Source organism: Bacillus sp. G16, assembly GCF_021282335.1.
Classification (GTDB): Bacteria; Bacillota; Bacilli; order Bacillales; family Bacillaceae; genus Bacillus; species Bacillus inaquosorum.
The window spans coordinates 319414-330900 of record NZ_JAJSOZ010000005.1 but is presented as its reverse complement, the minus strand read 5'-3'; the positions used below and the strand labels follow the sequence as shown (position 1 = coordinate 330900).

The 11487-nt window shown below is 42.7% G+C and carries 13 protein-coding genes and 1 rRNA gene; 4 read left to right on the top strand and 10 right to left on the bottom strand.

The genetic code is table 11. The features are described 5' to 3' along the window. Positions 1-330, bottom strand: a 16S ribosomal RNA gene (locus LWH95_RS08715); the annotation flags it as partial. A 229-nt stretch (positions 331-559) separates the two neighbouring features. Further along, complete coding sequence (locus LWH95_RS08710; protein WP_133489086.1) at positions 560-1444, bottom strand: nucleotidyltransferase-like protein; 885 nt, start codon at positions 1442-1444, stop codon at positions 560-562. A 207-nt stretch (positions 1445-1651) separates the two neighbouring features. Here LWH95_RS08710 and LWH95_RS08705 point away from each other — a divergent pair, with 207 nt between their 5' ends. After that, a complete protein-coding gene (locus LWH95_RS08705) occupies positions 1652-2005 on the top strand; it encodes a YgzB family protein (RefSeq protein ID WP_232919347.1) in 354 nt (117 codons plus the stop codon). A 34-nt stretch (positions 2006-2039) separates the two neighbouring features. Here LWH95_RS08705 and perR read toward each other — a convergent pair whose 3' ends face one another. Continuing rightward, entirely contained in the window at positions 2040-2477 is a 438-nt protein-coding gene (gene perR, locus LWH95_RS08700) for a peroxide-responsive transcriptional repressor PerR (RefSeq protein ID WP_003223285.1), read from the bottom strand. Between the two features lie 132 nt (positions 2478-2609). Beyond that, entirely contained in the window at positions 2610-3083 is a 474-nt protein-coding gene (gene bcp / locus LWH95_RS08695) for a thioredoxin-dependent thiol peroxidase (RefSeq protein WP_003239676.1), read from the bottom strand. A gap of 152 nt (positions 3084-3235) precedes the next feature. On the opposite strand from bcp, the gene LWH95_RS08690 reads away from it, so the two are divergent. Together LWH95_RS08690 and LWH95_RS08685 are read left to right on the top strand one after the other, a co-directional pair. Beyond that, positions 3236-4525, top strand: coding sequence for a glutamate-1-semialdehyde 2,1-aminomutase (locus LWH95_RS08690; protein ID WP_003239678.1), 1290 nt, complete (start codon positions 3236-3238; stop codon positions 4523-4525). A gap of 218 nt (positions 4526-4743) precedes the next feature. Next, positions 4744-5805 carry an aromatic acid exporter family protein gene (locus tag LWH95_RS08685; RefSeq protein WP_232919346.1) on the top strand — a complete coding sequence of 354 codons (1062 nt, stop codon included), beginning with the start codon at positions 4744-4746 and terminating at the stop codon, positions 5803-5805. Positions 5806-5880: 75 nt separating this feature from the next. On the opposite strand, the gene LWH95_RS08680 is transcribed toward LWH95_RS08685, so the two are convergent. The 5 genes from LWH95_RS08680 to fabL all read right to left on the bottom strand — a co-directional run bounded on the left by LWH95_RS08680 (position 5881) and on the right by fabL (position 9894). After that, entirely contained in the window at positions 5881-7623 is a 1743-nt protein-coding gene (locus LWH95_RS08680; protein WP_060398222.1) for an ABC transporter ATP-binding protein, read from the bottom strand. An 86-nt stretch (positions 7624-7709) separates the two neighbouring features. Further along, on the bottom strand, positions 7710-8240 hold the full coding sequence (gene ntdP / locus LWH95_RS08675; RefSeq protein WP_003239685.1) for a nucleoside tri-diphosphate phosphatase: 531 nt from the start codon (positions 8238-8240) through the stop codon (positions 7710-7712). A gap of 143 nt (positions 8241-8383) precedes the next feature. Then, a complete protein-coding gene (locus LWH95_RS08670; RefSeq protein WP_003239687.1) occupies positions 8384-8644 on the bottom strand; it encodes a YgaB family protein in 261 nt (86 codons plus the stop codon). A 172-nt stretch (positions 8645-8816) separates the two neighbouring features. Then, the gene (gene sspE, locus LWH95_RS08665; RefSeq protein WP_003239689.1) at positions 8817-9074 is read right to left on the bottom strand and encodes a gamma type acid-soluble spore protein SspE; all 258 of its coding nucleotides are present in this window, start codon (positions 9072-9074) and stop codon (positions 8817-8819) included. Positions 9075-9141: 67 nt separating this feature from the next. Then, complete coding sequence (gene fabL, locus LWH95_RS08660; protein ID WP_003239690.1) at positions 9142-9894, bottom strand: enoyl-[acyl-carrier-protein] reductase FabL; 753 nt, start codon at positions 9892-9894, stop codon at positions 9142-9144. Positions 9895-9977: 83 nt separating this feature from the next. Between fabL and LWH95_RS08655 the strand changes: the two genes are divergently transcribed. Continuing rightward, on the top strand, positions 9978-10202 hold the full coding sequence (locus LWH95_RS08655) for a hypothetical protein (protein ID WP_003223257.1): 225 nt from the start codon (positions 9978-9980) through the stop codon (positions 10200-10202). Positions 10203-10208: 6 nt separating this feature from the next. Here the strand turns inward: LWH95_RS08655 and mutY are convergent, their stop codons facing one another. Beyond that, positions 10209-11318 (bottom strand): A/G-specific adenine glycosylase, encoded by a 1110-nt coding sequence (mutY, locus tag LWH95_RS08650; RefSeq protein WP_232919345.1) that lies wholly within the window; start codon positions 11316-11318, stop codon positions 10209-10211. Positions 11319-11487 lie beyond the last annotated feature (169 nt).

Genomic DNA, 11487 nt, shown 5'->3' with positions numbered 1-11487 from the left:
CAGTCCCAGTGTGGCCGATCACCCTCTCAGGTCGGCTACGCATCGTTGCCTTGGTGAGCCGTTACCTCACCAACTAGCTAATGCGCCGCGGGTCCATCTGTAAGTGGTAGCCGAAGCCACCTTTTATGTTTGAACCATGCGGTTCAAACAAGCATCCGGTATTAGCCCCGGTTTCCCGGAGTTATCCCAGTCTTACAGGCAGGTTACCCACGTGTTACTCACCCGTCCGCCGCTAACATCAGGGAGCAAGCTCCCATCTGCCCGCTCGACTTGCATGTATTAGGCACGCCGCCAGCGTTCGTCCTGAGCCAGGATCAAACTCTCCGATAAAGTAGTTTGACTGACTACGCACATCGCTGTGCGATTTATTTAAAAATGAATTAACAGGTACGTTTTGTCTTGTTTAGTTTTCAAAGATCATTTTCACTTCTTGTTGAAGCGACTTTATTAATATAACATTTCGACTTTCTTTTGTCAAATGTTTTTTTAATTTATTTCTCCGCCGCTGTGAGCTTGTTTTTTCAGAAGCGCATCAGCGACGTTTAATAATATAACATGGTCAAGAATCAGAGTCAATATCTTTTTTAAAAAAATATCCTCGGTGATAGACAGCCTGTCCTTTCGTTTCTATCTGGCAAACGTTGATAAGTCCCTTTTCCGTCAGGTAATCAAGCATAACGCCAAGGTCTTGGGTATAGTGCTTTAAGTCAGGATGCTGAAGAAGCTCACCAAATTGCCAAATGTCTTTTCCTTTCATTACTTCGAAAAGATGTGCTGAACCGATCTCAGCTTTGGAATGGATGAGAAAATCATTTGCTAAGAATAATAATTCGAGTCTTTTTTCCAAGCTCTCGTGACTTTCAATCAGCTCGGAATATAATTTGTACACTTGGGGCTCCATCTGGCGCACTTGGCTCCATACCGTTGTTTCCGGGTGAAATCCCCTATCGATTACTTCAATACGCGCTAAATGATGCAACGCATGAACAACCGCGTTATAAGCATCTAAAAATTGATTCGCTTCAAAAAAAGCTTTTCCTTCAACATATCTTCTGATTAATTTGCCGTATTCGAGTCCGATCTTCAGTTTGCGTTCGGCAAACGGAAATGTATTCAGCCTGTCAATCAGCTCGGCAATGTATTCATTACGGTCAAACATGACTCTGCCATTTACAATCCAATCTATGATTCTTCTATTTGTCCCGAGCAAAATCCATTCTTGAATCTGAGAATCTGTTACCACATGCAAAGAAGCTGTTTTTTGATCAAATTCATAATGCTTTATAAAAACAGGCTCGTCAGCCTCCTTTACAATTACCAGCAGAGCAGCATCAAAGTTATCTGTTAAGGAAGATGTTTTGTTTCTTCTCTCAATCATAATGACAGCCAATGTATTGGGATGACTTGCTCTTTCTTGGTAAATTGGACGGAGAAGATTATCCATCACTATTCCTCCAATGCAATTGTTCAAATTTTTTTATTCTCTATTTGATTCAATTCTATGGTTAAAACGAAATTCCTTTTTTCTAAACACATTGAACTATTATAAACAATTTCACTGTAAGTCTCCATATGTAAATTCCAGTTCAACCGAAAACATGAAGAAAATCCCATTGGGTTTGTGCTATAGTTAAATCAGAGGGGGATGGACATGGCGAAATACTCCAGCAAAATTAATAAAATCAGAACATTTGCGTTAAGTTTGATTTTCGTTGGGTTTATCATTATGTACATCGGGATCTTTTTCAAAGATTCAGTTTTGCTTTCTAGTTTGTTTATGATACTTGGGCTTTTATCCATCGGTCTCAGTACGGTTGTTTACTTTTGGATCGGAATGCTTTCGACCAAAGCGGTTCGCGTTATATGTCCGGGCTGTGAAAAAGAGACAAAGGTTTTAGGAAGAGTAGATATGTGCATGCATTGCAGAGAGCCGCTAACTTTAGATAAGGGATTAGAAGGAAAAGAATTTGATGAGTCTTATAATAAAAAGAAAATGTCCAAATAAAATAAGCTGACCGTTTCGTGCGGTCAGCTTATTTTTAATGGTTCTCTTTTTTCGAACACTCTTGGCAGACGCCGTAAATTTCTAAACGGTGGTGGCTTACTTTAAAACCCGTGACATGGGCAGCCAGCTGCTCCACTTCGTCAAGGCCCGGGTAGTGGAAGTCCACAATTTTACCGCAGTTTTCACAAATCGCGTGATAGTGATCGGATGTGACAAAGTCGAATCTGCTTGAAGCATCGCCGTATGTGAGCTCCTTCACCAAACCGGATTCCCGGAACACACGCAAATTGTTATATACCGTCGCTACGCTCATGTTAGGAAATTTCCCTTCCAGAGCTTTATATATATCGTCCGCTGTTGGATGAGCCATAGAGTTAACGAGATATTCCAGAATCGCATGACGTTGAGGAGTAATGCGAACTCCGGTTTCCTTCAACGTTTCTAAGGCTTCTTTTAGTTCATGTGCAGCCATCCGTCATGCACCTCTCTTCTAAAAAAAATTCTTACATTGTAATGTTTATAATTAGTGTAACTCTTTTTACGATAATTTGTCAATTGATATTAGGGCAAAAGTAAGCATATCATTTGATGCTGAGAGACGAATTTACTTTTCCGACATATCTTTGAGGGTTTGAAGCGCTTCGGCTACATGGTCTTTCACTCTTACCTTTCTCCATTCTTTAACGAGCCGGCCTTCTTTGTCAATTAGAAAAGTAGAGCGCTCAATTCCCATATATTCTTTTCCGAAGTTCTTCTTTAGCTTCCATACGTCAAACGCTTCCGCCAGTTTGTGTTCGTCATCAACAAGAAGCAGAAAAGGAAGGTTATGCTTCTCTTTAAATTTTCCGTGCTTTTCCTGGCTGTCCGGGCTGACGCCGATAATAACGGCATCCAGTTCAGCGAAGCTTTCGTGGCTGTCCCGAAAATCGCATGCCTCAGTTGTGCATCCCGGTGTCATGTCTTTCGGATAAAAATAAAGCACGATATACTTTCCTTTATAATCCGATAATGTTACTGTTTCCCCATGATCGCCTTTTAACTCAAGATCAGGCGCTTTTTGTCCGATTTCTATCGTCATTACGTTACCTCCGAGTGTTTTTTTATTAAGCGTATCCAATTCTTGTCCAGATTACAACTATCGTCCCTGCAACTTGAGCCTGAATCCATTGTTCTTGTTTGGAAGCATGCTACAATAGAAAGGACGCATGGAGATATAGGAGGTTTTTATTCTTGCATACAAAATCAATTGAACTTCACAATGAGGCATTAGAGCACATTGTCGGCGGTGTAAACAGCCCGTCTAGATCATATAAAGCGGTCGGCGGCGGTTCTCCCGTCGCAATGGAAAAAGCAAACGGCGCTTATTTTTGGGATGTGGACGGCAACAAATACATCGATTATTTAGCGGCGTATGGTCCGATCATTACCGGACATGCCCACCCGCATATTACAGAAGCGATTAAAAAAGCAGCAGAGAACGGTGTATTGTATGGAACACCGACGAAACATGAGGTTACATTTGCAAAGATGCTCAAAGAAGCCATTCCTGCTATGGACAAAGTAAGATTCGTCAATTCGGGAACAGAAGCTGTTATGACGACCATCCGAGTGGCTCGCGCATATACAGGCCGGACAAAAATCATTAAATTCGCAGGCTGTTATCACGGACATTCAGATCTTGTGCTTGTCGCCGCCGGCTCTGGCCCGTCTACTCTCGGCACACCAGATTCAGCCGGTGTACCAAAAAGCATTGCAAACGAAGTGATCACAGTTCCATTTAATGATATCGAAAGCTATAAAGCGGCCCTTGATAAATGGGGCAGTGAGATCGCGGCGGTTCTCGTTGAACCGATTGTCGGCAACTTCGGAATTGTTGAGCCGAAAGAGGGCTTCTTAGAAAAAGTAAATGAATTGACACACGATGCGGGTGCTCTCGTTATTTACGATGAAGTCATTACAGCTTTCCGCTTTATGTATGGCGGCGCACAGGATCTCTTACAGGTTAAACCTGATTTAACAGCTCTCGGAAAAATTATCGGCGGCGGACTTCCGATCGGCGCCTATGGCGGTAAAAAAGAAATCATGGAGCAGGTAGCTCCGCTTGGACCAGCTTACCAAGCTGGAACAATGGCCGGGAATCCCGCTTCCATCCTATCAGGCATCGCTTGTCTGGAAGTGCTCAAAGAGGAGGGCGTGTATGAAAAGCTTGATCATCTTGGCGCTATGCTGGAGGAAGGCATTTTACAGCACGCAGAAACACACGGCATCACGATTACCGTCAACCGGTTAAAAGGCGCACTCACAGTTTATTTCTCTGATGAGAAAGTCGAAAATTACGAGCAGGCTGAACGCAGTGACGGAGAAACATTCGCTAAGTTTTTCAAGCTGATGCTGGAACGCGGAATTAATTTAGCACCTTCTAAATATGAAGCCTGGTTTATTACAACAGCACACACAGAGCAGGATATTAAAGACACGCTTGTAGCGGTCGAGGATGCTTTTAAACATCTTAAAAACTAGAATCGGACACCCTGAACAGGAGCATAAAGCTCCTGTTTTTTTATTCATTTAAACAGCGTGTAAGATTTTGGTCTTTTTCTTGAAAAATAGCTTGAATATTTGTATCGATCCCTGTATATTACTTAATTGTTTAGCAAATAAACTAACCGGGAATTTTAAGGATTAGCCATTTGCTATGTCACACAATTTACTATAGAAAGGAATGCACGCACAAACCAATGAAACTTGGTGCCCGCATTTTCAAAACCGGGATTGCGATTACACTCGCCCTTTATTTGGCTTCGTGGATCGGGCTTCCCGCGCCGATTTTTGCTGGAATTGCAGCGATATTTGCGATCCAGCCGTCGATTTACCGCTCTTTTCTCATTATTATTGATCAGGTTCAGGCAAATATTATCGGAGCTGTGATTGCCACAGTGTTCGGCCTTATTTTCGGACCCAGCCCGATCATGATCGGGTTGACAGCAGTTATTGTCATTACAATCATGCTGAAACTTAAAATTGAACATACAATTTCGATTGCTCTTGTAACAGTTATTGCGATATTAGAATCTGCCGGTGACGACTTTTTAATGTTCGCCCTGGTCAGAACAAGCACAGTCATCTTAGGGGTGCTTTCTTCCTTTATCGTTAACCTTGTGTTTTTGCCCCCTAAGTATGAAACAAAGCTGATTCATAATACGGTCGAAAACACAGAAGAAATTATGAAGTGGATCAGGCTGTCCATGCGGCAGTCAACAGAGCATTCGATTTTGAAAGAGGATATTGAAAAACTGAAAGAAAAAATGATCAAGCTTGATCAGACATATCTTCTATATAAAGAAGAAAGAAGCTACTTTAAGAAAACGACCTATGTGAAATCAAGAAAGCTTGTCCTGTTCAGACAGGCCATTATCACTGCAAACCGGGCGCTTGATACACTGAAGAAGCTGCATCGTCTGGAAAACGACATCTATCATATGCCGGAAGAGTTTCAGGAAACACTGACCGAAGAGCTTGATTACCTGCTGCACTGGCATGAACGGATTTTGATGCGGTTTGTCGGCAAAATCAAGCCGCATGATGACGCGGATGAAGAAGGCATTCGATATAAGCAGCTTTTAACAAAGTCATTTTTAAAAAATCAGCAAAACACGGATGATGAGCTTATTGATTACAACATGCTTAATATTATGGCAAGTGCCGTAGAATATCGCGAGCAGCTTGAACATTTAGAAACGCTCATCACAAGTTTTCAAACGTATCATCCGAAAGACTGCGAAATAGAAACAGAAGAGTAACCCGGTTGAACAGCCGGGTTTTTTTATATACAAAAAAATCTTATATCCTTCGTTAAAAGGATATAAGATTGATGTTCAGCTCAAGTTTTGAATGGTAAATAAGTGCTTGTACTGACTGTCATAGTCCATGAGTTCATCATGGGTTCCGACTTCAATGATTGTGCCGTTTTCCATGACAACAATCTTATCCGCATGTGTGATGGTCGATAAGCGGTGGGCGACAACAAAAGTTGTTCTGTCCTTCGCCAGTTTGTCCATCGCTTCTTGAATGTAATGCTCACTTTCCAAATCAAGAGCTGATGTCGCTTCATCTAAAATGAGGAGCGGCGGATTTTTCAGAAATACCCGCGCGATTGAGATTCGCTGCTTTTGTCCACCTGACAGCTTAACGCCTCTTTCTCCCACCCGGGTCTCATACCCTTCAGGAAAACCCATAATAAATTCATGGGCATTGGCAGCTTTGGCGGCTTCGATAATCTCTTCAAGCGTGGCATCAGGTTTGCCGATTGCGATATTTTCCCGAATCGTTTCACTGAATAAAAAGGTATCCTGAAGCACCATGCCAACCTGGTTGCGAAGGCTTCTCGCTTCATAATCGCGAATATCTGTCCCGTCAATCAGCAATCTGCCGGTTGTCACATCATAAAATCTCGGGATCAGGCTGACGAGTGTTGATTTGCCTCCTCCGCTCATGCCGACGAGAGCTACAGTTTCTCCTTTATTTACTTTTAAAGAGACATCATGGAGAATGTTTTCTTTTTCCTTCTCATATTGAAACGAAACGTTTTGAAATTCCACTTCTCCGCGTATCTGATCGGCCTTAATGGCATTTGGTTTGTCAGTGAGTTCATATGGCTCGTCAATAAATTCAAACACCCTGTCCATTGATGCGATTGACTGTGTCAATGTGGTAGACGAATTAATCAGCCTTCTGACAGGGTTGTACATTCTATCAATATATCCGACAAACGCGACCATTGTTCCGACTGTCAGCGGTCCATTAATGACAAAATAGCCGGCGCACGCAATCACGATGAGCGGCGCCAAATCTGTAATGGTATTGACGACCGCAAAGGTTTTGGCATTCCAATTCGTGTGGCGGATGGCTTTATCTAAGAAATGGCTGTTTTTCTCATTAAAATTAGCCTGTTCATGATCTTCTATCGCAAAGCTTCTGATGACCGGCATGCCTTGAATGCGCTCGTGCAAATGCCCCTGCACTTGAGCAAGCGCCTGCGAGCGCTCCCTTGTCAGCCTTCTTAAACGGCCGTAAAAATACTTCACTGATATGCCGTATAATGGAAATAAAACGATAGAGATCAGTGTTAATTTAATGTCAAGTGTCAGCATGATAGAAATCACAATCAAAATCGTCAGCATATCGAGCCATATATTCATTAGGCCTGTGATGACAAAATCCTTTGTTTGTTCCACATCATTGATCACTCGGGAAATGACTTCCCCTGTTCTCGTATTCGCATAAAAACGAAGGCTCAGCTTCTGTATATGATCAAACAGCTTGGCTCTTATATCATAGAGCACCTTGCTGGCTGTCCACTGGGCAAAATATTGCCGATAATATTCTACAGGCGGGCGCAAAATTAAAAATAAGGCGAACATGATCGCCATAATGGTGAACAATGACGTTGTTTTGTCATTGGCCGTGCCGCCTCCTTGAATAATATCGTCTACTACGTACTTCAGAAGCAATGGGAGAGCAAGCGGAATGGAGAATTTTACGATCCCAATTAATACTGTGACGAAAATTTGCTTCTTATAAGGTTTGACGAATTGCATGTAGCGTTTCATAACCCCCACGTTGATTCCCCCTCTCTCTTTATCATGATGTGTGTGAGCCCATGTGAAAAACCTGTTGTACCCCGCAACAGGTTTTTACGTAACGATTATTTTGTATAGCGCAAATACCGTTCATACCACATATCGACAAACTCGGGCGCAAACGGTCCCTGCCGCTGGTGAATCCAATGGAGCAGCGTGTTTAAGTAGTCTCTTAAAATACTGTCGATTTCTTTTGGATAATTCATGGATTTCCGATGATCATCATATTCGTCTTCATCGAGAATATTGTAGGTCATGTCAGGAAAAACCTTAACATCTAAGTCATAATCAATATATTTAATTGCTTCGCCATCATAGGCAAACGGTGAACTGATGTTGCAATAGTAATGAACCCCGTCTTCCCTCAGCATCCCGATGACATTAAACCATTGTCTTGCGTGAAAATAACAGATTGCGGGCTCTCTGGTTATCCATGTCCGGCCGTCTGATTCGGTTACCATCGTCCGGTCATTGGCTCCGATGACACACATTTCTGTACTTTTTAAGATTGTTGTCTCATTCCAAATTCTATGAATCAGCCCGTTGTGCTTATAGCTGTGAATTTGAATGGTTTCTCCTTCCTTGGGATAACCCATATTTCTCCCCTACTTTCTATAAAGCCCTACAGTTAGTATGTCCAAATTTGCTTACCGACAACGTCTTTTACCTATTATAACGTTACAAATTGAAAAATGAAAATAAAAGAGCCATTCCGGCCGGGGAATGGCACATTCCTGCTCTACACAAAGGAAGACGGCTTTTCTGAGCTGCGATAAGAACGAATCACTTGCTCTGTCTGCTTTTGAAACATATCCTGTATATCGGCAAGATGTTTCCGTTTTACCGCAATTTCATTCTGAATTCCGAGCAGCCTTGCATCCCTTTCCAAATGCCGGAGTTCTGCTTCAATTTGTTTGCAGCGGTCGAGCTCTGATTGGAGATCGAGAAGCTTGTCCATCGTTTTCATCTGTTCACTTACCAGCTTTTCAAATTCCGTCATCGGTTCCTCCTTCAGCCTGGTGAAAGTATAAACGTTTCCTCCTTTAATCATTTCGATCTCAATAAAGCAAACCCTTTGACTCATTCTGTAGACCTTTCACAAGTTTTGTCGTTTTTTAAACAGAAAAAAGCACTTCCACCCGAAGATGAAGTGCTTTTTTCTGTTTCAGTGATTAGCTGTTTTGTTGTTTGTTTTGTTCAGCAGATTGGTTTTGCTGTCTTACCTGCTGTGCGTCAGTTTCACTAGCGAATTCAGTGCCGAATTGACCTTGTTGGCCAGCAGCTGATTGCTGGTTTTGTTTTTTGACTTGCTGAGCGTTTGTTTCGCTAGCAAATTCAGTGCCAAATTGACCTTGACCAGCAGCTGATTGTTGGTTTTGTTTTCTAACTTGTTGAGCGTTAGTTTTGCTTGAATTATTTGAGTTAGCCATTGTTATCACCTCCACGGTCATTAGAATGTGCAGGTGATCGTATGGCTATTCCTCTTTTTTAAAATTTTTAAACGAGCAGTGAGCGTCCGCCGTCAACGATAATTGTCTGTCCGCGGATCATGTCAGCCTTGGAAGACACTAGAAATTCAACAGTATCAACCATGTCTTTAATTTCGACCATGCGTCCCGCCGGCGTGTTTTGACGCGCATCCTCAAGCAGATCCTCTCTGTTCGGGAAGTGTTTGAGCGCATCAGTGTCAATCGCTCCGCCTGAAACGGCATTGACGATAATTTGTTTTGGTGAGAGCTCAACCGCAAGATAACGGGTTAAAGCTTCTAATGCCGCTTTTGATACACCAACCGTCGTGTAGTTTTCAAGGTAGCGGATAGAACCTAATGAACTGATGCTGACGATATGCCCGCCTCCGTTCTTTTCCATTAGCTTGGCAGCTTCCTGAGCGCAGAAAAGCAATGCTTTCGCATTAATGTTCATCGTCCAGTCCCAGTGTGTTTCTTCTAATTCCATGACAGGTCTCAGAACGCCTGAAGCGGCATTATTGACAAAAACATCAAGTCTGCCGAACGTTTCTTCAATTTGCTGAAACATTTCTTTGATTTTTGCAGGCTGTCCTACGTTTGCTTTAACGACAAGCACTTTGACGCCAAGCTTTTCGATTTCTTCCGCTGTTTCCAAAGCGGCTTTTTTGCTGCGTGCATAGTTAATAACGATGTTATAGCCATTCTCAGCAAGTCTAAGCGCTGCCGCTTTTCCGACACCGCGGCTGCTTCCTGTTACGAGTGCGCATTTATTTTGTTCCATTTTTTCCTCATCTCCTTGTAGCGTATAGTTCTTTTATTTCCACAAACAATAATGGCAAGAACTTAAAAGGGGGGTCTTCTGTTATGTATGTCGGACGTGATATGAGCGAATTAAACATGGTTTCCAAAGAAGATTGGAAAAACAGTGAACTCGCCTATTTTCATCATGCCTTTCAGCAAATTATGCCTTATTTGAACGAAGAAGGCCAATCAAAATACCGGGAATTAACGCAAGAAATTGAAGCGCGCGGCGGAATGAAGCGCAATGAAGCAGACTACAGCCACGGCACGCGCGTCTCCTACGATTAAGAATGTTTACGGAGCGGCCGAGTATACGGCTGCTTCCACTGCCATCTTCCAGATTTTTTGATGTGACACCGGGAACGCAAATTGTTCGAGCTCTTCTGTCGTTACTTTTTTCAGCTCTGAGGTATCCGACACTTGTTTTACTTTACCGAAAAACACAGAAATATTCCATACCAGGTGGGTGAAAACGTGCTCGACTACACCTTGCAGATCACTGATATCAGCTTGTATCCCGCATTCGTTTTCTAAAAATGCAGTGAGCTGTTCACGCTCGGTTTTAATCCCTTTTTGTGTTTCAAGATTAGGGAATTCCCACAGGTTGGCGAGCAAACCTTTTGACGGCCGTTTGTGTATATACACTTGTCCGTCTTCATCAGTCAGTACGATCGCGGCCATTGTTTTGATCCCGGGCTTTTTCTTTTTGCTTTTTACCGGAAGCTCCCGTTCAGTGCCCTCTTCAAATGCTGAGCAATGCTGCTGAACCGGGCATAGCAGGCATGAAGGCGATTTCGGCGTACAGATCAAGGCTCCAAGTTCCATCAGGCCTTGATTGAATTCAGATGGTTTTTCTTTTGAAATAAATGCACGGACTGCATCTTCAAAGATCGTTCTTGTTTTTGGTTTGGCAATATCATCCCAAATGGAAAGAATTCTGGACATGACACGCATCACATTTCCGTCAACCGCGGGAATGGGTTTATTGTAGGCGATGCTGAGCACAGCTCCCTTTGTATAAGGGCCGACACCTTTTAAGCCGCCAAATTCTTTCTCGTCTGGAGGAACAATGCCCCCGTATTCCTGTTTCACTTCTTTTACCGCGCTTTGCAGGTTTCTGACTCGCGAATAATAGCCGAGCCCTTCCCATGCTTTCAGCACTTTTTCTTCATTAGCATCAGCGAGCGCTTCTACTGTCGGGAATTGTTCCACAAACCGCAGAAAGTAAGGAATCACTGTCTCTACTCTCGTTTGCTGCAGCATCACTTCAGATACCCACACTTTATATGGATCTTGGTCCTCTCTCCACGGCAGAATGCGCTGCTCTCGTTCGAACCATGAGATTAAATCATCGCGAAATTGCTGTATGTCTTTTTGTTTTAATTTGTCTTCAAGTACGTTCATATGTGTTTCTCCCCAGTCTTTCGCGCCCCGCTTTTCTTTAGACTGTTTTTTGTTGTACACTAAGGGCACAGTACGATAATATGTTACATTAAATAGAAGTAAAGAAAAAGCGGAAACATATGAGAAAGATTGAATCGGTTTAAAAATCGGGTATATGAAAATGGGGAAT